This window comes from Pseudonocardia autotrophica (genome assembly GCF_003945385.1).
GTDB classification, from domain to species: Bacteria; Actinomycetota; Actinomycetes; order Mycobacteriales; family Pseudonocardiaceae; genus Pseudonocardia; species Pseudonocardia autotrophica.
In genome coordinates this window covers 3983333-4004501 of sequence record NZ_AP018920.1, presented here as the reverse complement: position 1 = coordinate 4004501, position 21169 = coordinate 3983333, and the positions used below count along the sequence as shown (strand labels likewise).

General features: G+C 72.6%; 20 protein-coding genes. 6 read left to right on the top strand and 14 right to left on the bottom strand.

Annotation, left to right across the window (positions count from 1 at the left end; all coding sequences use genetic code 11):
* Positions 1-8: 8 nt before the first annotated feature.
* The 4 genes from Pdca_RS18630 to Pdca_RS18615 form a co-directional block, all read right to left on the bottom strand.
* Positions 9-860 (bottom strand): ABC transporter ATP-binding protein, encoded by an 852-nt coding sequence (locus Pdca_RS18630; RefSeq protein ID WP_085912857.1) that lies wholly within the window; start codon positions 858-860, stop codon positions 9-11.
* A 32-nt stretch (positions 861-892) separates the two neighbouring features.
* Entirely contained in the window at positions 893-1996 is a 1104-nt protein-coding gene (locus tag Pdca_RS18625; protein WP_085912824.1) for an ABC transporter substrate-binding protein, read from the bottom strand.
* Positions 1997-2159: 163 nt separating this feature from the next.
* Complete coding sequence (locus tag Pdca_RS18620) at positions 2160-2924, bottom strand: SDR family NAD(P)-dependent oxidoreductase (RefSeq protein ID WP_158092153.1); 765 nt, start codon at positions 2922-2924, stop codon at positions 2160-2162.
* The gene (locus Pdca_RS18615) at positions 2917-3846 is read right to left on the bottom strand and encodes an NAD(P)-dependent oxidoreductase (RefSeq protein ID WP_085912826.1); all 930 of its coding nucleotides are present in this window, start codon (positions 3844-3846) and stop codon (positions 2917-2919) included. Before Pdca_RS18615 ends, Pdca_RS18620 begins: the two co-directional genes overlap by 8 nt.
* Before the next feature lie 203 nt (positions 3847-4049).
* Here Pdca_RS18615 and Pdca_RS18610 point away from each other — a divergent pair, with 203 nt between their 5' ends.
* Positions 4050-4877 carry a TauD/TfdA dioxygenase family protein gene (locus tag Pdca_RS18610; protein ID WP_085912827.1) on the top strand — a complete coding sequence of 276 codons (828 nt, stop codon included), beginning with the start codon at positions 4050-4052 and terminating at the stop codon, positions 4875-4877.
* A 115-nt stretch (positions 4878-4992) separates the two neighbouring features.
* On the opposite strand, the gene Pdca_RS18605 is transcribed toward Pdca_RS18610, so the two are convergent.
* Both Pdca_RS18605 and Pdca_RS18600 read right to left on the bottom strand, forming a co-directional pair.
* The gene (locus Pdca_RS18605) at positions 4993-6114 is read right to left on the bottom strand and encodes a CapA family protein (RefSeq protein WP_158092154.1); all 1122 of its coding nucleotides are present in this window, start codon (positions 6112-6114) and stop codon (positions 4993-4995) included.
* Between the two features lie 91 nt (positions 6115-6205).
* On the bottom strand, positions 6206-7162 hold the full coding sequence (locus Pdca_RS18600) for an ABC transporter substrate-binding protein (protein ID WP_085912829.1): 957 nt from the start codon (positions 7160-7162) through the stop codon (positions 6206-6208).
* Positions 7163-7449: 287 nt separating this feature from the next.
* On the opposite strand from Pdca_RS18600, the gene Pdca_RS18595 reads away from it, so the two are divergent.
* The 4 genes from Pdca_RS18595 (at position 7450) to Pdca_RS18580 (ending at position 11274) form a co-directional block, all read left to right on the top strand.
* Positions 7450-8298, top strand: a complete 849-nt coding sequence (locus Pdca_RS18595) for an NAD(P)-dependent oxidoreductase (RefSeq protein WP_085912830.1) — start codon at positions 7450-7452, stop codon at positions 8296-8298.
* 100 nt (positions 8299-8398) lie between these two features.
* On the top strand, positions 8399-9259 hold the full coding sequence (locus tag Pdca_RS18590) for an SDR family oxidoreductase (protein ID WP_085912831.1): 861 nt from the start codon (positions 8399-8401) through the stop codon (positions 9257-9259).
* 32 nt (positions 9260-9291) lie between these two features.
* A complete protein-coding gene (locus Pdca_RS18585) occupies positions 9292-10521 on the top strand; it encodes an acyl-CoA dehydrogenase family protein (RefSeq protein ID WP_085912832.1) in 1230 nt (409 codons plus the stop codon).
* Positions 10522-10584: 63 nt separating this feature from the next.
* Positions 10585-11274: a TetR/AcrR family transcriptional regulator gene (locus Pdca_RS18580; protein WP_085912833.1), complete on the top strand. Its 690-nt coding sequence runs from the start codon at positions 10585-10587 to the stop codon at positions 11272-11274.
* 5 nt (positions 11275-11279) lie between these two features.
* Here Pdca_RS18580 and Pdca_RS18575 read toward each other — a convergent pair whose 3' ends face one another.
* The 5 genes from Pdca_RS18575 to Pdca_RS18555 all read right to left on the bottom strand — a co-directional run bounded on the left by Pdca_RS18575 (position 11280) and on the right by Pdca_RS18555 (position 16928).
* On the bottom strand, positions 11280-11489 hold the full coding sequence (locus Pdca_RS18575; RefSeq protein WP_085912834.1) for a helix-turn-helix transcriptional regulator: 210 nt from the start codon (positions 11487-11489) through the stop codon (positions 11280-11282).
* A gap of 2 nt (positions 11490-11491) precedes the next feature.
* Positions 11492-11983, bottom strand: coding sequence for a hypothetical protein (locus Pdca_RS18570; protein ID WP_197719764.1), 492 nt, complete (start codon positions 11981-11983; stop codon positions 11492-11494).
* A 223-nt stretch (positions 11984-12206) separates the two neighbouring features.
* A complete protein-coding gene (locus tag Pdca_RS18565) occupies positions 12207-13202 on the bottom strand; it encodes an LLM class flavin-dependent oxidoreductase (protein WP_373865486.1) in 996 nt (331 codons plus the stop codon).
* Between the two features lie 136 nt (positions 13203-13338).
* On the bottom strand, positions 13339-15129 hold the full coding sequence (locus Pdca_RS18560; RefSeq protein ID WP_197719763.1) for an ABC transporter ATP-binding protein: 1791 nt from the start codon (positions 15127-15129) through the stop codon (positions 13339-13341).
* Entirely contained in the window at positions 15126-16928 is a 1803-nt protein-coding gene (locus tag Pdca_RS18555; RefSeq protein ID WP_197719762.1) for an ABC transporter ATP-binding protein, read from the bottom strand. The genes Pdca_RS18560 and Pdca_RS18555 overlap by 4 nt, the downstream gene beginning before the upstream one ends.
* A 125-nt stretch (positions 16929-17053) precedes the next feature.
* Between Pdca_RS18555 and Pdca_RS18550 the strand changes: the two genes are divergently transcribed.
* Positions 17054-17773, top strand: a complete 720-nt coding sequence (locus Pdca_RS18550) for a TetR/AcrR family transcriptional regulator (RefSeq protein ID WP_085912836.1) — start codon at positions 17054-17056, stop codon at positions 17771-17773.
* On the opposite strand, the gene Pdca_RS18545 is transcribed toward Pdca_RS18550, so the two are convergent.
* The 3 genes from Pdca_RS18545 to Pdca_RS36420 are packed head-to-tail and all read right to left on the bottom strand — an operon-like array spanning position 17737 to position 21061.
* Positions 17737-18540 carry an energy-coupling factor transporter transmembrane component T family protein gene (locus tag Pdca_RS18545; RefSeq protein WP_085912837.1) on the bottom strand — a complete coding sequence of 268 codons (804 nt, stop codon included), beginning with the start codon at positions 18538-18540 and terminating at the stop codon, positions 17737-17739. The two genes, Pdca_RS18550 and Pdca_RS18545, sit on opposite strands and share 37 nt — an antisense overlap.
* Positions 18537-20498, bottom strand: a complete 1962-nt coding sequence (locus Pdca_RS18540) for an ABC transporter ATP-binding protein (protein ID WP_197719761.1) — start codon at positions 20496-20498, stop codon at positions 18537-18539. The genes Pdca_RS18545 and Pdca_RS18540 overlap by 4 nt, the downstream gene beginning before the upstream one ends.
* Complete coding sequence (locus Pdca_RS36420) at positions 20495-21061, bottom strand: ECF transporter S component (protein WP_158092155.1); 567 nt, start codon at positions 21059-21061, stop codon at positions 20495-20497. The genes Pdca_RS18540 and Pdca_RS36420 overlap by 4 nt, the downstream gene beginning before the upstream one ends.
* Positions 21062-21169 lie beyond the last annotated feature (108 nt).

Here is a 21169-nt window from a genome sequence, read left to right as displayed (position 1 = left end):
GGGAGAGGTCAGTCGACACGGGACCGCACCACCTCGGTACGCAGCTGGTCCCAGATCCGCTCGTGGGTCTCGGTGAACTGCTGGTCGAACCGGATCTCCAGGAGGTCCCGCGGGCGTTCGAGCGGGACGACGTGATCGCCGATCACGTGCCCCGGCGAGGCGCTCATCACGACGACCCGGTCGGACAGGCCGACGGCCTCCTCGAGATCGTGGGTGATGAACAGGACCGCGGGCCGGGACGCCGACCACAGTTTGAGCAGGTCGTCCTCCATCAGCGTGCGGGTCTGGACGTCCAGTGCACTGAACGGCTCGTCCATCAGGATGATCCGGGGCTCGTAGACGAGGGTCGCCGCGATCGCGACCCGCTTGCGCATGCCGCCGGACAGCTGGTGCGGGTAGGAATCGGTGAACTTCGCCAGGCCGACCCGCGCGAGCCATTCGCGGGCCTTCTCCGTTGCGGCTCGTTTGTCGGCTCCCCGGTAGCGGAGCGGGAGCGCCACGTTCTGGACCGCGGTGCGCCATGGCAACAGGGCGTCCCGCTGGAAGATGAACCCCACGTCGGGATTGACGCCCCGGACCGGGGCCCCGAACGTCTCGACGGTGCCACCGTCGGGCTTCGCCAGTCCGGCGAGCAGGTTCAGCAGCGTCGACTTGCCGCAGCCGGACGGGCCGACCACGGAGAGGAACTCGCCCTGCTGGACCTCGAGGTGGACGTCGCGGATCGCGGTGAAGCTGCTTCCCCCACGGGTGAAGACGCGGTTCACCCCGGTGATCCGGATGGCCGGGGCGTCCGGGACGTCGACGGCGCCGGGCCGGACGTCGTCGCCGTCGTTGCGGATGTCGGTGGTGGCAGGCGGCATGGTGGTCTCCTGTCCGATGGCGGAACGGCCGGTCACGGGGTGCTCTGCGGCTCGACGACCGGGCGGGGGAGGCCGAGCTGCTGGTAGGCCTGGTCGACCAGGCTGTTGTCCAGGAACCGGCCGGCCCTCGGTGAGGAGAGCTCGCCCTCGCCGAAGTCGCCGTGTGCGGTCGTGTCCCGGAACTCCTGGTCGCTCGAGGAGCCGTCGGTCGAGAGGAAGGCGGGCCGGGTGAAGGCCCACTCCCGCGCGAAGGTGGGCGAGTCGGCCCGGGCCTCCCGGAAACCGGGCGGCATCAGCGCGAGCAGCTCGTCGGGATCGGTCACGTCCCGGACCCGGCCCAGCCCGGTCACCACGGCGTTCACCAGGTCCTGGGAGAGCTCGGGGTAGTCGTTCAGGAATGCCTCGGGCAGCACCAGGCCGTTGCCGAGGAGGGTGCCGCCGATGGGGCCGAAGACGCTGAGATCGTTCGTGTTCAGGACCGGATAGCCGACCCCGTCCTCGATCGCCTGGGCGGCGGACGCGACGTCCATCATCGCGATGTCGACCCGGCCGCTCTGCAGCGCCGGGACGAAGGCGCTCATCCCGCCGACCGCGATCGTGTCCTGCACGGACCAGTCGATGCCGGCGTGCTCGGCGGCCAGCCGGAGGCTGATCTCGCTGATCGAACCGGCCGAGGTGAACCCCCACGTCCCGCCGTCGAACGCGGCGATGTCGGTGCCGCGTTCGGTCTCGAACCGGGTGGCGGCTACGGCAACCGTCCCCGCTCCCTTGTTGATGTTGACCACGTACGCGAGCTGGTCCTTGGCCAGCGCGGCCTTCAGGGCCGTGTTGAAGCTGCAGTTGCAGACCGCCGCGGATCCTCCGAGCATCGCCGTCAGCGCGTCGTTGCCCTTCCCGAAACCGGGGTAGGAGATCGTGGTGCCGTACTTCTGCTCGATCTCCGCCATCTCGGGTGCGGCCGCCCACAGCGGGGCGAACGTGGTGATCCAGGTACCGCTGGTGGCGATGGCGACCTCGGCGGGGGCGCCTGTCGGTCCCCGTGCCGGGTCCGGCCCGCCGCCACAGGCGGTGAGGGTCAGCAGGGCCGCGGTGCAGGCGGCGAGTAGTGGTGCGGCGATGCGTCGTCGCGGGAACATGAGCCCTCCATTGGGCAACACCGGTGGACGGCACGAAGCAGGTGTCGTCGGGAACGCAGACCTCCGGAGAGCGGCCGGCATCTCCGAAGTATGCATATTGTTAGTATTTTCACCCGGAAGCGTCAAGAGAGCCGGACGGGAGAGCGGCGGCCGGTTGCGCCGCTCAGCGGGAGACCGCGCCGCCGTCGACGCGCAGCGTCGTGCCGGTGACGTAGGACGACGCGTCGGCGGCGAGGTAGAGCGCCGCCGGGACGACCTCCTCGGCCAGTCCGCGCCTGCCGAGCGGGGTGCGAGCGATCTGGGCCGCGAGGCGCTGCGGCTCGAGCGCGGCACCCATGCCGGCGTCGACGGTGCCGGGTGCGACGGCGTTCACCCGGATGCGGTCCGGCGCCCACTCCTGGGCCAGCACCATGGTGATCGCGTGCAGCGCGGCCTTGGAGGAGCGGTAGAGCAGCGACTGCGGTCCGCCGTTCCACATTCCGATCGACAGGATGTTGATGATGCTGCCCGCGCCCGTGGCGCAGAGGTGCGGGTGGGCGGCCTGGCTGAGGAACAGCGCCGCCTCGGTGTTGATCCGGTGCAGCCGCCGGTAGGCCTCGACGGTCAGTTCGACCGCGGGGACCCGGTGGGTGGCCCCGGCATTGTTGATCAGGACATCGAGCCGGCCGAACTCCGCCACCGCCGCCGCCACGAGGGTCGACCGCTCGTCGTGGCGGGTGATGTCCACCGGCACGCCGACGGCCTCCCCGCCCGTAGCCCGGATCCGGGCGACGACGTCCGCCAATCGGTCGCCGTCGCGGCCCGCGACGACCACTCGCGCGCCGCTCGCAGCGAGCCCGCAGGCGATCGCCGATCCCAGGCCGCCGCTGCCGCCGGTGATCAGCACGGTCCGGCCGGACAGGTCGAACGACGGGCGGGGGTCAGCCACGAAGGCATTCGGGGTGGCCGCCCGCCGCGCGGAACGGTGGGATGAGCTCCTGCCCGCACACGGTGCACCGCGGAACGTCCGGGACTCCGCCGTTGGAGTCCAGCCAGGTGTCACGTTCGCCGATCCGGGTGAGCAGTGTGTCGGTGGCCACCGCGGCCAGCGGTGAGACCAGTCCGGCGCGCCCGGCTGCGGTGGTGAAGGCGCCCAGGTCCTTGCGCATCACCAGTGGCGGCGGTGTGGTCCCGGCGGGGACGTTGCGCCGCATCCGGTCCTGCACGCCCCAGGTGCGCACCGCCCGCGAGTCCGCGTTGCTGGTGCTGAGGACGGCGCTCAGAGTGTCCTCGGTGAGGCCGTGCGCCCTGGCGAAGTTCATCGCCTCGATCTGCAGCGCGTAGCCGGCGATCGTCATGAAGTTCACCGAGAGCTTGGCTGCCGAACCGGCGCCGGGCGGGCCGACGTGGAAGACCTCGCGCCCGAACGCGTCGAACACGGCCGCGAGTAGTTCGGCGTCGGCCGCGGACCCGCCGACCAGCACCGTGAGGTCGCCGGTGCGGGCCCTGGCCAGGCCACCGGCGACCGGAGCGTCCAGGACCGATACGCCGATGTCCGCGAGCTGTTCGGCGAGATCGGACACGAACGCCGGGGTGACCGTGCTGTGCACCACGAGATGTCGCGGCAGTCCGGTGCCGGCGACGTCGTCGGCAACCGCGCGGACCTGGGCCTCGTCCAGTACGACGACTCCGATCACGTCGGCCGCCTCGGCGAGCTCCTTCACCGAGGCGGTGCCGTGCGCACCCAGCTCGACGAGCGCGTCGACGGCCTCCGGGCGAATGTCGTGGACGTAGGTCTCGAACCCGGCGCGGACCACCGCTGCCGCGATCAGCGCGCCCATGTTGCCGAGCCCGACGATGCCGATCCTCATTGGTCTCCCTCGTTGCGCCGCGTGCGGCAGTCAGTGCGAATACTATGCACAGAATTACTCACCCCGGTTCGATGGGCAAGAGATATCGCCAGGGAAAGTGAACAGGCTGCCTGTTGACATGGCCGAGGATCGCGCCCACCATCTGCCGGTGACCCGCACCCGACGCGTTGGGTGTGCGGTGGGACGCAGGGGAGGAGACATCGATGGAGATCGTTCCGCTCGACGGGAACGTGGGTGCCGAGGTTCGTGGGGTCGATCTCACGGAGCCGCTCGGCGATGCGGAGCTCGGGACGCTCCGGCAGGCGTTCTCGGATCACCTGCTGCTCGTGGTGCGCGGCCAGGACCTGGCGGGCGCCGACCACGACCGGTTCATCAGGTACCTGGGCCCGCTGGAGACCTTCGACAACGGCGCTCAGGTGCAGTTCATGACCAACAAGAAGGTCGAGAACGCCGCGGAGGCGGGTAGCGCACGGCTGCTGTTCCACAACGACGGCGCCTACCGCGAGCACCCCAGGGCCGGCACCTCGCTGTACGCCCTGGAGGTCTCGCCGACGTCGCCGCCGACCAGCTTCGCGAACGGGGTGCGGGCCTACGAGAGCCTGCCCGCCGACCTGCAGGAGGAGGTCGGCAAGCTGACCGCGTTCCACATGCTCGATCTCGAGGACCCCTACGGCGAGTCCAACCGGCAGCGGATCACCGAGCTGCGACCGGGCCGCACGGTCGAGGAGGTCCGGCACGCCGTCCATCCGGCGGTGATCACGTTGCCGCACAGCGGCCGGAAGGCCTTGTTCGTCAGCGAGTTCTACACCAGCCACCTCGTGGAGTACGGCGAGAGCTCGGGGGAGGGGGAGTCGCTGCTGCAGACGCTGTTCGCGGCGCTGTACGCCGACGACAACACCCACTCGCACCACTACACCGACGGTGACCTGGTGGTGTGGGACAACCTCGCCGTACAGCACGCGCGCTCCGGTGCGGTGGACACGAACCCCCGGCACCTGCGCCGGCTGGTGCTGCGGTCCGTCGACTGGTGAGGACGGCGCGCGGCACCGGCCCGGTGCCGTCGCGCGCGACCGAGCGGCCGGTGGATCGCCCCACCGGCCGCTCGGGCCCGGCCGTACGGTCCCAGGAGGTGCCCGGGACGCCCGGTCAGCTCAGCCGGATGCGGACCTCGTCGTCTCCGACCTCGAACGCGGTGTCGAACCCGACCTCCTTGCCGACCGCCTGCTGGTAGCCGGCGACCTGGTCGAACCGTGGATCACCCGCCCGGAGCGGTTCGGGCCTGCCCTGCGGGTCGATGTAGGCAGGCACGAACGACGCGCCGGTCACCGTGCCGTCCTCCACGGTGAGCCGGGCGACGACGGTCTGACGCGCTTCGGGATGGAACGGGTACGTCGGGTACTCCGGGTCGTAGCGCACCGAGTAGGACGAGTGCTTCTGCAGGTCGCGGACGGCGGCGCCCTTGAGGTGCTCGGTCGGTGTGTCGACGGCGAAGTTGCCGAGGCCGTGGAAGATCGGCTTGTTCCGGTACACCTGGATGCCCTTGAGGATGTGCTGGTGGTGGCCGAGCACCGCGTCCGCGCCGGCGTCGATGGCCGCCCGCGCGAGCTCGGTCTCGTAATCGGCGACGACCGCCGGGGTGAAGTGGATCCCCCAGTGCGGGGTGAACACCACCACGTCGGCCTGCTCGGCGGCGGCGGCGACGTCCTCGCGGACCATCTCCAGGGACGGTCGCTCGACGAACGTGCGGACGACCGCCGAGCACCCAGGCTGCTCGGGCGCGCTCATCGCGTAGTGCGTCGCGACCGAGATCCGGGCGCATCCCGGCTTGTCCGGTCCGGCCTCGTAGCCGGGGAACATGACCGTCGAGTAGCTCAGGAACGCGACCGTGACGCCGTGTCGTTCGACGATGCCGGGGCGGCGCGCCTCCTCGGTGTTCCGGCCCGCCCCGGCGTGCACGATCCCGGCGTCGTCGAGGTGGCGCATCGTCTCGAAGAACGCGTCGTAGCCCGAGTCCAGGTGATGGTTGTTGGCGAACGACATGACGTCGAATCCGGCGTGCGTCAGACCGATCACGTTGACCGGATCGGCCCGGACCTCGCCGCGGGTCGCCGGGTTCGTCGAACCGCTCCTCGCGTAGACCGACTCGCAGTTGCCGAACACGATGTCGGCGGCGTCGAACACCGGTTTCACCAGGGTGAAGACGCCGGCCGGGTCCGGGCGGTTCACCATGACGTCGCCGACGGCGGCCACGGTCACTCTGCTGTTCATGAGGTTCTCCACGTTCGTCGGGGTGGGGTGGTGTCGGCACGAGCCGCGGGATCGGAGCGCCCCGCGGCGGGTCGCGGCCGTGGGTTCGGGGTCAGGACCGGGACGCGGCGTCCGGCCGCGGTATGCCGAGGTCGGCGTAGGCGCGCTCGACCGGCTCGTTGTCGACGAAGCCCTCGGTGTCGGTCGCCGGCGGTGCGCCATCGGTGAAGGTCCGGGCCGTGGCGTCGCGCAGGGTCTCCGCCCCGATGGTGCCGTCGGCGGCCTCGAAGCTCGGCCGGATCAGCGCCCACTGCGCCCGGAACGCGTCGCGGTCCGGATTGGCGGCGTGGAACTCCGGCGGAAGCACGTCGTAGACGGCGTCGGCGTCCTGCTCGGCGCGGACCCGGTTGAGACCGGCGACCACCGCGGTCACGATCTCCTGGGCGAGCTCGGGATGGGCGTCGCGGAAGGCATCGGAGAACAGCAGCCCGGAACCGGGGACGGCGCCGCCGACCGGGGCGAAGGCGTCGTAGTCGTTGGTGTTGAGGACGACGTACCCGACGCCGTCGCGGACGGCCTGCGCGGCCGAGGTCGCGTCCATCATGGCCAGATCGACCCGGCCGCTCTCCAGGGCGGGGAGGTAGCCGGCGATGGAGCCGACCGCGATCCCGTTCTGCCGGCTCCAGTCCAGGCCGGCGTGGTCGATCGCCGCGGCCAGGCTCCGCTGGTCGGAACCGCCCTCCGAGGAGTAGCCGAAGGCTGCGCCGTCGAATCGGGCGAGGTCGGTTCCGCGCTGCGCCTCGTGCCGTGCGGCCGCGACGAGCACGGTTCCCGGTCCGATGAAGAAGTTGGCGGTGTAGGTCAGTTTCTGCCCCTGGGCCGCAGCGCGCAGGCCGGTGGGGAACAGGCAGTTGCAGATCTCCGCGGATCCGCCGAGCACCGCCGTCAAGGCATCGGATCCCTTGCCGAACGAGGGGTACTCGATGGTCGTGCCGAACCTGCGCTCCACCTCGGCCAGCTCCGGCGCCGCGGCCCAGAGCGGGGTGTACGCCGCCAGGTGCTGACCCACTGTCGAAATCCGGACCGTTGCGGGTACCGGATCGGCGGCCGATGGCGCCGATCCGGTCGTGGCGCAACCGGCGAGCAGCAGAGCGCCGACCGACCAGGCGGTGATCCTCAGCCGGCGAGCTCGTCGAGTGAGCACCGTACCTCCAGTGTATTGCAGGAATATTATGATTATGCTTAACATCACCATGGGATTGGGGTCAACGGTGCGTGAGGACCCACCGGCGGACTCCACGGAGCCCGGCCGGCCCTCGGTTCCGGGCGTCCCACGTCGACTCGAAGGAGTGGCAGATGCGGGTAGCTTTCGTCGGCCTCGGGAACATGGGTCGCGGCATGGCGACGAACCTGGTGCGGGCCGGGATCCCGACCACGGTGACCGACGTACGAGCCGATGTCGTCGAGGAGCTCGTCCAGCTCGGGGCCACCGGGGCGGACGGCGCGGCCGTGGCGGCGGCCGAGGCGGACGTCGTCTGCGTTGCCGTGTTCGACGAGGCGCAGGTGCGCGAGGTACTGCTGGGGAACGCCGGAGCACAGGGTGTGGTCGACACGGCCCGTCCCGGCTGCGTCGTCGCGATCCACAGCACGGTGTCACCCGGTTTCGTCCGGGAGATGGCGGAGGTCGCCGGGTCCCGGGGGGTCCGGTTGGTGGACGTGGCGATGACCGGTGGCGGTGACGCTGCCGCTGCGGCCGGGGACCTCACGTTCATGGTCGGGGGCGCGGTGGACGCGGTCGCCGACGTCCGGCCCGTTCTGCAGGCGATGGCGCGCGACGTCACGCACCTGGGCGAGGTGTCGGCGGGGGTCAGCGCCAAGATCATCAGCAACTACCTGGCCGCCGGCACCGTCGCACTGGTGCGCGAGGCGCTGGCCATCTCACGTGCGGCCGGGCTCGGAGAGGACGTCCTGCGGGTCGTCGAGGACGGCCGGGTCGGCGCCAGCTGGGTCAGCAACAACTGGGGTCGTATCCGTCAGCAGGAGATCGAATACACCACCGGGCGGGCCGGGATGGTGGCGATGTGGGCGAAGGATCTCCAGCTGGCGCGCTCGCTGGCGGCCGAGACGGGGGTGGCCGCACCGCTCGCCGGGTTCATCGTCGACGAGATCGTGCCGGACCTCGGCGAGCACGGACTCACCGGCTGATCCGACGTCGCACCGCACAATTGAACCTGAGCACGGATTCAACTAGCGTCCGCCGGCGAGGGGCGCCACCGACGGCTCCCCGATCCGCCGGAGGGAACGCATGGACGTCACGGGGCAGGTCGCGGCCGTCACGGGCGGGGCGGGCGGCATCGGCCGCGCGATCGCCCGGCGACTCGTGGAGAACGGCTGCCGGGTGGTGGTCTCCGATCTCGACACCGGCCGGATCGCCGAGGTCGTCGACGAGCTGGAGTCGATCGCCCCGGGCCGGATCGCCGGACACGTCGGTGACTGCGCGGACGAGGCCGATCTCGCCCGGCTGCTCGCCGATGCGGAGCGCCGGTTCGGGCCGGTCGAGCTCTTCGTCGCCAACGCCGGGATCGGCCCGGGTGCCGGGCTCGACGCCCCGGATGCGGAGTGGACCGCTGCGCTCGAGGTGAACGTCCTCGCGCACGTCCGCGCCGCCCGGCTGCTGCTGCCCGGCTGGCTGGAACGCGGCCGGGGGCACTTCGTCGTCACCGCGTCGGCGGCCGGGCTGCTGACACAGATCGGGTCGCCGACCTACTCGGTCACCAAGCACGCCGCGGTCGGCTTCGCCGAATGGCTGTCGGTCACCTACGGCGACCGCGGGATCGGGGTCAGCTGCCTGTGCCCGATGGGCGTCGACACCGCGATGCTGCGCGGCGAGCCGAGCGCCGGCGGATCCGGGTCGGACACCGGTACCGGGGCCGGGTCCGGCACCGGGGCCGATGCCGGGGCACTGTCGCAGGCGTTGCGTGCGGTCACCGGTGCCGGGCGCGTGCTGGATCCGCTGGACGTCGCCGATGCACTGCTCGACGGGCTGCGCGACGAGCGGTTCCTGGTGCTGCCGCATCCGGAGGTACTGGAGTTCTACCGGCGCAAGGGCGCCGACTACGACCGCTGGCTCGCCGGGATGCGGCGCTACCAGCAGAGCCTCGCCTGACCGGCGCCACCACGACCCGACGGAGACACCCCATGGATTTCGCCCCCAGCCCGCGCGCCGTCGAGTACCGCGATCGGCTGCTCGCCTTCATGGACGAGCACATCTATCCGGCCGAGCCGGTCTACGCCGAACAGATGGCGGCGTCCGGGAACCCGAACTTCCACCCGCCGGTGCTGGAGGAGCTCAAGACGGAGGCGCGCAGCCGGGGCCTGTGGAACCTGTTCCACCCGCACGAACGCCCGGACTGGGGCGCACCCGGCCTGAGCAACCTCGACTACGCGCCGCTGGCCGAGATCATGGGCCGCAGCCCGCTGCTCGCCCCGGAGGCGACCAACTGCAACGCCCCGGACACCGGGAACATGGAGGTGCTGGAACTCTTCGGCACCGACGAGCACAAGGAGCTGTGGCTGCAGCCGCTGCTGGCCGGGGAGATCGCCTCGGCGTTCGCGATGACCGAGCCGGACGTGGCGAGTTCGGACGCGACCAACATCGAGCTGCGGATGGTCGCCGACGGCGACGACTACGTGCTCGACGGCCGCAAGTGGTTCGCCTCGAACGCGCTGCACGCGAATTGCCGGGTGCTCATCGTGATGGGCAAGACCGATCCCGACGCCGCGCCGCACCGCCAGCAGTCGATGATGGTCGTGCCACTGGACACGCCGGGCGTCACCGTCGTGCGCGCCCTGCCGGTGTTCGGCTACCTCGACCGCGAGGGGCACGCCGAGATCCTCTTCGAGGGTGTCCGGGTGCCGAGGTCCGCGCTGCTCGCCGGCGAGGGCGACGGCTTCGTGATCAGCCAGGCCCGGCTCGGACCCGGCCGGATCCACCACTGCATGCGCTCGATCGGCGCCGCCGAGCGGGCCCTGGACCTGCTGATCGCCCGGGCCCAGCAGCGGGTGACCTTCGGCAGCCCGGTCGCCGAGCGGTCGAACGTCCAGGACTGGATCGCCGAGGCCCGGATCGACATCGAGATGACCCGGCTGCTGACGCTGAAGGCGGCCTGGCTGATGGACACCGTCGGCAACCGGGAGGCGCGCACCGAGATCGCGGCGATCAAGGTCGCCGCCCCGGCCGTCGCGCTGCGGGTGATCGACCGGGCGATCCAGGTGCACGGCGGCGCCGGCGTCACCGAGGACTTCCCGCTGGCCGCGTTCTACGCCCACCAGCGCACGCTGCGGCTGGCCGACGGCCCCGACGAGGTGCACAAGCGCACCATCGCCCGGATGGAGCTGCGCCGCGTCGCGTCCGCCGGGGCGCGCTGATGGCTGCCGCGCACGTCGGGCCGAAGTGATGGGCCCCGCACCGGTGGCAGGCCGGGCACGGGCATGAGCGACGCCGGCGCTGCCCGCATCGGGGGACCGGCCGACGAGGTTCCGCCGATCGCGGACACCTCGGGGATCCGGGAGCCGACGACCCGCCGCGGCGCCCGCACCAGGGCCACGCTGGTGGCGGCCGCCCGGACGGTTTTCGAGCGCGACGGCTACCTGACGGCCCGGTTGAGCGACATCACCGCCGAGGCCGGCTGCTCGATCGGGACCTTCTACACCTACTTCACCGGGAAGGACGAGATCTTCGCCGCCGTACTCGAGGCCGCACAGGACGACATGCTGCACCCCGGCATGCCGCACGTCGCGGACGACGACGATCCGGCGGCCGTGATCGAGGCGAGCAACCGGGCCTATCTCGTCGCCTTCCGGCGGAACGCGAAGCTGATGGCGCTGATGCATCAGGTGGCCGCGGTCGATCCGGCGTTCCGGGAGCTGCGCCGCCGCCGCGGGCGCGCGTTCGCCGAGCGCAACGCGCGGCGGATCGCGGAGCTGCAGCAGCGCGGGCAGGCCGATCCGGGCATCGATCCGCTGCAGGCGTCCTACGCGCTCTCCGGGATGGTCAGCCGGATGGCGATGGACCAGCTGGTGGGGGAGGGCGCCGACCTGGAGGAGCTGGTCACCGTGCTGACCCGGCTGTGGATCAACGGCCTGCGGCTCACCGACCGCTCCGGGGAGCCCGCGCGCTGAGCGGCTCAGGACCCGGCCGGATCCGGGTCCGGGCTGAAGATGTCCTCGATGGCCCGGCCGAACACCGCCGCCAGCCGGAACGCGAGCGGCAGCGACGGGTCGAAGCGCCCCTTCTCGATCGAGATGATCGTCTGCCTGGTGACGCCGAGCTCGTCGGCCAGCCGTTGCTGGGACCAGCCGTGCTCGCGGCGCAACTCGGGAAGGGTGTTCCGCACCGTCATCCCCGCCGGCGGGCGACGAGGTAGCGCACCGACACCGATGTCAGCGCGACCACCACGGTGCCGGTCAGCGCGGCGATCGCCGGGATGTCGGCACCGGTGACCGCGAGGAGCGCCAGGGCGATGCCGGTGACGATCAGGGTGTCGGTGAAGGCGCCGCGGGCCGCGGCATCGAACCACACGGTCTCCACCGACTCCTCGGGACGATCGGTCGCGCCGCGCAGCGTCCGCCGGTCCACCAGCATCGCCCAGACGAGACCGGTGAGCCCGGCGAACGAGACCAGCGCGACGACGGTGCCGCCCACCAGGGGGCGGGGGCCCGCCGCGTCCGACAGCACCGCGACGACGCCGAACCCGGCGGCGAGGAGCGCTCCGATCGGAGCCGCCAGCCGCATCGCGGGCACCGTCCCCCGGCCGAAGCGGACACGGCCCCAGCGGGTGGGTGCGTCGTCGATCATGGCCGTCTCCCATGTGTACAGCTCGTTGTACATGTCCAGTGAGTTTTACATGTACAGCGAGCTTGACACAAGTTCGGCTCCGGCGCCGCGGGATGCCGGGGAGAGGCCGCCGGTCGTGTCCTGGATCGAGCACGTTCGTACCGGCGGTCACGCGACGACCGCCCGCGTCCGCGCGGGCGATGGTCGTCATGGTGGAGCGGGGCCCGCGGGTGACGGCCGGCCGCACCGGACGGTGCCCGGGGCGGCCGGTCGCGGTTCAGCTCCCGCCCTGGACCTTCGTCGCCAGCAGCTCCCAGCTGCGCCACCAGCTCTCCCGGCGCGGCGCCGGAACGGTGACGACGAGTTCGTCGGCGTCGGCCCGGGCGCGGAACTCGCCGAGCTCGCGGACGACGGTGTCGGGTGTGCCGACCGCGCTGCAGCGGGTCATCGTGCGGACCTGGTCCCCGGCGGGGCCGTCGAGCACCGCGTCGACCTCGGCGTCGGTGAGCGAACGCCCGCGACGGCCGGTGAGCAGCCGCACCCGGTCGCGCTGGGTCTCCTGCAACACGACCTGCGCCTCCTCCGCGGTGTCGGCCGCGATCACGTTCACCCCGGCCAGCACGTGCGGCTGCGCGAGCTGGGCGGACGGCCGGAACTCCCGGCGGTAGAGCGCGACGGCCTGCTCGAGGGCGTCCGGGGCGAAGTGTGAGGCGAACGCGTAGGGCAGGCCGAGGGCAGCGGCGACCTGGGCGCCGTAGAGCGAGGAACCGAGGATGGTCAGCGGGACACCGGTTCCGCGGCCCGGATAGGCGTTGACGTTCGGCACCAGGGTCTCGCTGCCGAGGAAGGCCTGCAGCTCCTGGACGTCCTGCGGGAAGCTCTCGGACGCCCGCGGGTCGCGGCGCAGCGCGCGGACGGTCTCCTGGTCGGTGCCCGGAGCGCGGCCCAGTCCCAGCTCGATCCGTCCGGGATGCAGCTCGGCGAGGGTGCCGAACTGCTCGGCGACCTGCAGCGGCGAGTGGTTGGGGAGCATCACCCCACCGGAACCGAGGGTGATCCGCTCGGTGCGCGCGGCGACGTGCGCGATCAGCACGCTGGTCGCCGCGGACGCGATCGATCCCATGTTGTGGTGCTCGGCGTACCAGATGCGCCGGAACCCCCACTGCTCAGCGCGCTGCGCGAGCGTGGTGCTGGCCTCCAGACCTTGGGCCACGGTCTCACCCCTGGCGACGGTGGCCAGATCGAGTATCGACAGTGGCAACGGCAGGGGCAGGGACACGGGTACACCTCTCGTCGCGACGGCCGGACCCTCTGCACAACAACGGGGGACGCCGCCGCCTTCCGCGCAGCTCGACGACCGGGCTGTGCTGCACGCGACACCGGATCGGCCGAGTCGTCGGTCCGGGGCCTCAGCCAGGGCCCGGCGCGCTCCCGCGGGACCCGGTCAACCGCCATCCGACGGCCTGCTGCCGGGTCCGCCAGTACCGGGCGTAGGGCCCACCCCGCCCGACGAGCTCGTCGTGGGTGCCCTGCTCGGCGACGCCGCCGCGGCCGTCGAGCATCACGATCCGGTCCGCGGTGCGGATGGTCTGCAGGCGGTGGGCGACCACGACGACGGTGCGGTCGCGACGCAACTCGTCGAGCGAGCGGCCGACGGCCTCGTCGTTCTCGGCGTCGAGGGCCGACGTCGCCTCGTCGAGCACGACGACCGGGGCGTCCTTCAGCAGCGCCCGGGCGATCGCCACCCGCTGCCGTTCGCCGCCGGAGAGCAGCACCCCGCCCTCGCCGACCGGGGTGTCCCAGCCCTCGGGCAGCCGGGCGACGATCTCGTCGACCCGGGCCCGCCGGGCCACCGCGAGAACCGCGTCGTCGTCGGCGTCCGGGCGGCCGAGCCGGATGTTCTCGCGGACGGTGCCGTCGAACAGGTAGACATCCTGGAACACCGGTGCGACCAGCTCGGTGACCCGGGCGCTGCCGAGCTCCGGCAGCGTGACGCCGCCGATCGACACCGACCCGGCTTCCGGGTCGTAGAACCGGGCGAGCAGCCGGACGATCGTCGACTTGCCCGATCCGGACGGTCCGACGACCGCGGTCAGCGCCGCCTGCGGCGCGGTGAAGGACAGGTCGTCGAGCACGGCCGGGCCGTCGTAGGAGAAACGGACCCGGCCGAACCGGACCTCGTGGCCCTGCGGGCGCGGCGGGTCGCCGTCCGGTTCCGGCAGCGACGGCTCGTCGACCAGCTCGTCGAGGTGGTCGAGGGTGTTCCGGGCGGCGGCGACACCGGCGCCCAGCACACCGGAGTTCACGATCGGCTCGGTGAAGCGCACGGTCAGCACCAGCAGCCCGACCAGCGCGGGGACTGCGAGCGAACCGCCCAGCGTCAGCCACACCCCGGTCACCAGGACCGCGACCACCGACAGATGGACGACCACGGCGAACAGCGCAGCCGCGCCGCCGGTGCTCAGGTGCGTCCGCCGGGCGGACGCGTGCCTGCGGCCGATCGCCTCGTCGAGCAGCCCACGGGCGATCCGGTTGTCCGCCGCGGTGCGCAGCGCGGGCTGGTGGCGGGTGTACTCCACGATCCGGCTGGACGCGTCGGCGACCGCGGCCGTGTGCTCCTGCTCGGCTCGCGCGGAGCTCGCCGCGATCACCCGGTAGGTCAGCCACACGACCGGCGCCGCGACGAGCAGGACGAGCGCGATGCGCGGTTCGACGAACGCGGTGCCGATCAGCACGGTCGCCGGAGTGACCAGGGCGTTGACCAGCGGTTGCACGATGACGTAGGTGGTCGCGGCGATGAAGACCAGCCCCCGGGTGGCGACGTCGGCGGCCCGTCCGGTCCGGTCCGCGGCGACGAACCACCCGATCGGCAACTCGGCCAGCCGGTCGCCGAAGCGCTCCAGCAGCGCCGCCAGCACCTCCGCCGCGGCGGACCTGGCCCGGCTCCCGGCGACCGCACCGAGCACCGCGTACCCGGCCCCGACGGCGACCAGCCAGCCGGTCCAGTGGAGGGTGCCCGGCCGGTCGCCCTCGAACAGGGCGGTGAGGAAGGGGACCAGCAGCACGAAGGCGAGCCCCTGCAGCACCGCACAGGCCACGAACAGCACCAGCAGGCGCCGCAGCCGCCCGGCGACCGCGGGGGGCACCAGCGCGGCCAGCCTGCCGACCAGCGAACGCGGGCGGCGTGCCACGGCGGTCACCGGTTCACCCCGGCGGCGCCGGGCTCGCCGGAGACCACCGGCTCCGGTGAGCGCTCGCGGACGCGTTCCTGGCGTACCCACAGGTCCCGGTAGGTCCCGCAGGCGGAGAGCAGCTCGTCGTGGGTGCCGCGTTCGGTGATCCGGCCGCCGTCGAGGACGAGGATGGTGTCCGCCCCGGTGACCGTGTGCAGCCGGTGCGCGATGACCAGCAGGCTCCGCTCCACCGCCAGCGCGGAGACGGCGTCCTGGACGGCAGCCTCGGAGTCCGGGTCCAGCGCGGCGGTCGCCTCGTCCAGCACCAGGATCGGCGCGTCGGTGACCAGGGCACGGGCGATGGTCAGGCGTTGCTGCTCGCCACCGGAGAGGTGCGCGTCCGCGCCGATCACCGAGTCGTAGCCGCGGGGCAGCCGCAGGATCCGGTCGTGGATCCGGGCGGCCACGGCGGCCTGCTCGACCTGCTCGTCGTCGGCGTCGGGCCGGGTGAGCCGAATGTTGTCCCGGACGGTGGTCCGCAGCACGTGCGCGTCCTGCAGGACGAAACCGATCTCGGCGTACAGCGCGGCGGTCGCGACGTCGCGGACATCGGCACCGCCGACGCTGATCCGGCCGTCGTCGACATCGTGGAATCGGGGGAGGAGCCGGGCGAGGGTGGACTTACCGGAACCGGACGGCCCGACCAGCGCGGTGACGGTGCCGGGGCGACAGGTCAGCGAGATGTCGTGCAGTACCCGGCGGGTGTCGTCGTAGCCGAAGGAGACGCCGGCGTACTCGACGACCGACCCGACCGGCTGGACCGGGCGATCGGGTTGCGGCTGGACCGGCTGCTGCAGGAACCGGACGACCGAGTCGCGGGCCTGCAGCGCGCCGCGCATCGACTGGCCGGTGTAGCCGAGCTGGAGCAGCGGTGCTGTCAACCCGAGCCCGAGCACGAGCGCCGGCAGCACGTCGACCGGCGCGACGGTGCCGGTGCCGACCAGCCAGGCGCCGCTGCCGGCGAGCCAGGCGAGCACGACCGCCGGAGCGGTGACCACCTCGACCAGCGTCTGCATCGTCGCGGTCTCGCCCATCCAACCGCGGTAGAAGCGCAGGAACCGGTCGGTCTCCGTGGCGTAGCCGGCGTGCCTGCGTCGCCCCTGCCCGAAGCTCTTGACCACCGCGATGCCGTGCACGAACTCGACGGTGGCCGAGTTGAGCCGCTCGACCGACTCGTCGTAGCGCACCAGCTGGTCCCGGCTGCCCGCCATCATCGCGGCGTACAGCACGATGGTCAGCACCAGCGGGACCAGGCAGGCCAGCGCCATCCGCCATTCGGTGGCGAACAGGTAGACCAGCGACAGCACCGGTACGACGACGGCGACCACCAGGTCGTGCACGGCGTGCCCGGTGATGTGGTGCAGCGCGGACACGTCGTTCTCGACGGTCTTCTTCACCGAGCCCGACGAGCGCCTGCCGAACCAGCCCAGCGGGAGCCTGCCGAGCAGGTCGAGCAGGCGGGTGCGCACGTCGCGCTGCAGCCGGGCGTCGGCCAGGTGGCCGACCATGATCGAACCCCAGGTCGCGGCGAACGAGGCGGGCAACGCGACGGCGGCGACGGCGACGATCGCCCAGACCCGGCCGGTGTCGACGGGCAGGCCCTCGACGGCGGGCCACAGCGTGCGGGCCAGCTCGACGACGGCGACCAGCGGCACGACCGTGCCCGCCGCGCCGACGGCGGCCAGCCCGACGATCGCGCCGATCCGGGACCGCACCGGCGCGAAGAGATCGACCGCCGGGGCCGGGGACGTGACGGTGCCGGACACGGCCACCCACCTTCGTATTCGTACGCTGTTCTAATCGAACCTTAGTGTGCCCTCACCTCGCCGGGCAAGCGCCGGTGGTACGGCAGACTGGGGCGGCCGGACCACCGCGGAAGGAAGTGCACCTGATGGCCCGACGTGCGGCCGGTACGCCGTACCACCTGGGGCTGACGCCCGACCGGATCGTCGCCGAGGCGCTCGACCTCACCGGGCGCGGCCACCTGCTCGGCTGGTCGCTGCGCGAGCTCGCCGATCGGCTCGGCGTCACCGTCTCGGTGATCACCCATCACGTCGGGAGCAAGGACCGTCTGCTCCGCCGGGTGGTGGAGGAGGCACTGGCCGGGCTCCGCCCGCCGCCCGGCGACCTGCCGTGGGACGCCTGGTTCCGGGAGATGCTGCTGGCGATCCGTGAGCCGCTGCGCCGCTACCCCGGCACGGCCAAGTGGGTGCTGCTGCACGGCCCGACCTTCCCGGCGATCATGCCGATGATCGACACCGGGATCGCGGCGCTGCAGCGTGCCGGGTTCGGCGACGCGGTGGGTCTGGCGTTCGCCACCCTGTTCAACAACGCGGTGATGACGCTGGCGGTGGCCGACGAACGGCTCGCCGAAGAAGGCGACGGCCCGCGGGACCACGGGACGGCGCTGCGCGAGCTGCGCGCCGCGGGGGCCGGGAACTCCGGGATCGCGGTGCTCGACTCGACGCTGCTGCGCATGTTCGCGTCCGGCTCGGGCGAGGCGCACGAGACCTACTACCGGTTCGTGGTCGACACCACGATCGCCGGGCTCACCGTGCTCCGGGACGACCCGGCTCAGGTCAGGAACACCAGCGGCGCGACCAGTCCCTGACGATCCAGCACGACGACCGTCGCCACCGAGAACGCCCAGCAGGCGAGCACGAACACCGCGTCGGACGGGCGGAACCGCACGATCCGCCGCTCGGTGCGGGTCGGGTGGGCGCCGAACGCGCGCGCGTCCATCGCGACGGCGACCCGCTCGGCGTGCCGGATCCCGCCGGCGAGCAGCGGGACCGCCATCCGGCCCGCCCGGCGCACCGGATTGCGGTCGGCGACCCCGCGGGCCCGGTGCGCCGCTCGGATGACGTGCAGCTCCTGGGAGAAGCGGCCGACGAACCGGTACGACGCGATGGCCCCGTACCCGTACCGGTAGGGCACCCGAAGCGTGCGGATGAGCGCGCGCACCAGGTCGGTGGCATCGGTCGTGAGGCCGCCGACGAGGGTGAGCCCCATCAGCGCCGTCATCCGCAGTGCGGTGGACAGCCCGGCGTAGAGCGCGGACGCGCGCACCTCGAGCGGCCCGATCGCGACCGTCGACGGATCCGCGTCGACCGTGGCACCGCCGGCGAGCAGGGTGAAGCTCACGGTCAGCGTGCCCACGAGCAGCAGCCCGACCAGCAGCCCCGTGCCCAGCCTGCGCGGCCCGAGTCCGGATCCCGCGACGACGAGCAGCGCCGCCGCGACCAGCAGGACACCCGGCACCCACGGGTCCCGGGTGACGCTCAGGTAGGCCATCGCCGGCAGCGGTCCGGCGATCTTGGCGAGCGGGTTGACCCGGCGCAGGAAGCCGGGCCGCGGCGCCGACCCGATCCCGGTCACCGGCCGGGGCCCGTTCCGGGCTCTCCCGCGGGCCCTGCCGCGGGCCCGGTTCTCGGCCCGGTCGGTCCTGATGCGGGCCCCGTTCCGGGCTCTCGCGGGGGCCCTGCCGAGGCATCCGTCCGGAGCACCGGCCCGTTTCCGGCGGGGTCCCGTCCCGGTCCCGGAAGGTCTGCGGTCCGGTACACCCGCGCCCACGCCGGATTCCGCCCGGCCAGTGCGCCGGCGAGCCTGCGCAACGGCGGTGGCCGCAGTCCCGCGGCCGCCAGCAACCGGTCGTCGGTGAGCAGCTCGCCGGTCGGGCCGTGCGCGAGCAGGCGGCCATCGGCCAGCACCGCGAGCTGCCCGGCGTGCTCGGCGACCAGCTGCAGGTCGTGGCTCACCATCACCACCGTGGTGCCATCGGCGTTGAGCTCGGAGAGCAGCGCCATCAGCTCGGTGGCGCGTGCCCGGTCCTGGCCGAAGGTCGGCTCGTCGAGCACCAGCACCCGGGGCCCGGTGATCAGCGCGCTCGCCACCGACAACCGTCGCTTCTCGCCGTGCGAGAGCAGCCAGGGGCTGTGGCCGCGGTAGCGGCCCAGGCCGAACCGGTCGAGCGCGGCGGCGACCCGCTGATCCACCTCGTCCGGCTCGGTGTGCCGGACGCGCAATCCGTGGGCCAGCTCGTCGGCGACGGTCGGGGCGAGGAACTGGTGCTCCGGGTTCTGGAAGACGAACGCCACCACCGCGGCGACGGCGCGGGGACCGGCCCGGCCGACGTCGAGCCCTGCCACGTCGACGGTTCCCGGCGGTGGCGGCCGCACCCCGGCGAGCGCCTGCGCGAGGGTGGTCTTCCCGGCCCCGTTCACCCCGGCGACGGCGAGGATCTCACCGGCCGCGACGGTCAGCGACACGTCGCGCAGGACCGGTTCGCGGCCCCGGCCGGGAACGACCGTCAGATCCCGGGCCCGCACGATCGGAGATGCCGGATCCTCTCCGTCGATCTTCCCGGTGGCGGGTGTGCCGATCTTCCCGGTGGCGGGTGTGGTCGTCGCGGCGACCCGGCCGGGGGACGCCGCGACGGGCCGGACGTCCGGCCGGCCGGCGAGCCCGTCGGCGAGCTCGCCGAGGGTGACCGGCGGCGGGTCGAACCGGACGCCCGCGGCGGACAGCCGGCGGGCGAGCTGCACCGCGGTCGGCAGCCAGACCCCGAGCCCGGCGAGCAGCTCGTGTTCCTCGCGGAACACCCGGGTGGTCCCGCCGTCGGTGACCGGCCTGCCGGCGCCGTCGAGCACGACGACCCGGTCGGCGATCTCCACGACGTCGTCGAGCTCGTGCTCGACGACGAGCACCCCCAGCTCACCCGACGGATCCCGGCGGAGCCGGTCGACCAGCCGGTACAGCTCGACCGAGGCATGCGGGTCCAGGTTCGCGGTCGGCTCGTCGAGCACCAGCAGCCGCGGACGCAGTGCCAGCGCGCAAGCCAGGGCGAGGCGCTGGCGCCCGCCACCGGACAGCACCCCGGGATCGTCGCGTTCCCGGCCGGTCAGCCCGACCGCGGCGAGCGCCGCGTGCGCGGTCCGCTCGATCTCGTCGACCGGCAGGCACAGGTTCTCCGGACCGAAACAGACCTCGTCGAACACGGTGCCGGTGACCACCTGGGCGTCCGGGTCCTGGAACACCATGCCGACCCGCAGCGGGCCGCCGTCCGGGGCGGGCCCGAGCACCACGGTGCCCTCGAGATCGGCCGGGACGCTGCGCGGCACCAGATCCCCGAGCGCGAGCGAGAGGGTCGACTTGCCACATCCGGAGGGGCCGAGCAGCAGGACGACCTCCCCGGGCCGGACGTCGAGATCGACCCCGTCCGGCCGCCAGCTCTCGGCCGTCTCGTGCCGGACCCGCACCCCGCGGGCGCGCACCAGCACGTCGTCGGAACCGGGCCCGGCGGCCGGCCGCGGGCGGTGTCCCGGCCGCGTGGTCAAGCGGGAGCGTCGGTGGCGCGGACCCGCGGAGCGGGAGCGATACCGGTGCGCCCGAGCGCCCGGGCCAGAAGCACCGACAGGTACCCGGCGAGGACGCAGCTCGCGATGGTCAGAACCACCGCGAGCAGCATGACGGGGACGGCCATCTGGTCGAGCCCGTAGGTCGTGTAGGTCGGGATCAGGCCGATCACCGCGACCACCAGGCCGGTGCCCGTGAACAGCCATGCCGACCACCGGCGGTAGCGGGTGAGGGCGAACGGGATCTCGCACAGCACACCCCACAGCAGGCCCTGGAACAGGCCCATCCAGCCGAACGGCGTGAGCGGCACCGTGACCAGGCCGGCGATCACGCTGGTGAGCAGGCCGACACCGGGACGGCGGAGCAGGGCGAGTGCCGCCAGTGGCGGAAGCAGCCAGACGCCCATCAGCGACAGCACCAGCAACGGGGCCGTCGCCATGAAGGCGATCGTGACCAGGTTGGCCGGCACCAGGACGATTCCGAGGGCAACCCCGAGCGCACCACAGGTGAGAATTACGCGCGTACTCGACGAATTGCGGGACACGGGGCACTCCACTGTGAATGGTTGTGGTCGGCGACGTTCGGAATGCTGTCCACGACCGCCGGGTAAGTCAAGGCTGACTTCAGTAATCGTAGTTGGAGTTCACCCGTA

What these genes read in the sequence shown, in the direction of transcription:
- Pdca_RS18630 (WP_085912857.1), bottom strand. Translation starts at nt 860, where the DNA reads ATGCCGCCTGCCACCACCGACATCCGCAACGACGGCGACGACGTCCGG.
- Pdca_RS18625 (WP_085912824.1), bottom strand. Translation starts at nt 1,996, where the DNA reads ATGTTCCCGCGACGACGCATCGCCGCACCACTACTCGCCGCCTGCACC.
- Pdca_RS18615 (WP_085912826.1), bottom strand. Translation starts at nt 3,846, where the DNA reads ATGAGGATCGGCATCGTCGGGCTCGGCAACATGGGCGCGCTGATCGCG.
- Pdca_RS18610 (WP_085912827.1), top strand. Translation starts at nt 4,050, where the DNA reads ATGGAGATCGTTCCGCTCGACGGGAACGTGGGTGCCGAGGTTCGTGGG.
- Pdca_RS18605 (WP_158092154.1), bottom strand. Translation starts at nt 6,114, where the DNA reads ATGAACAGCAGAGTGACCGTGGCCGCCGTCGGCGACGTCATGGTGAAC.
- Pdca_RS18595 (WP_085912830.1), top strand. Translation starts at nt 7,450, where the DNA reads ATGCGGGTAGCTTTCGTCGGCCTCGGGAACATGGGTCGCGGCATGGCG.
- Pdca_RS18590 (WP_085912831.1), top strand. Translation starts at nt 8,399, where the DNA reads ATGGACGTCACGGGGCAGGTCGCGGCCGTCACGGGCGGGGCGGGCGGC.
- Pdca_RS18585 (WP_085912832.1), top strand. Translation starts at nt 9,292, where the DNA reads ATGGATTTCGCCCCCAGCCCGCGCGCCGTCGAGTACCGCGATCGGCTG.
- Pdca_RS18580 (WP_085912833.1), top strand. Translation starts at nt 10,585, where the DNA reads ATGAGCGACGCCGGCGCTGCCCGCATCGGGGGACCGGCCGACGAGGTT.
- Pdca_RS18570 (WP_197719764.1), bottom strand. Translation starts at nt 11,983, where the DNA reads ATGTACAACGAGCTGTACACATGGGAGACGGCCATGATCGACGACGCA.
- Pdca_RS18550 (WP_085912836.1), top strand. Translation starts at nt 17,054, where the DNA reads ATGGCCCGACGTGCGGCCGGTACGCCGTACCACCTGGGGCTGACGCCC.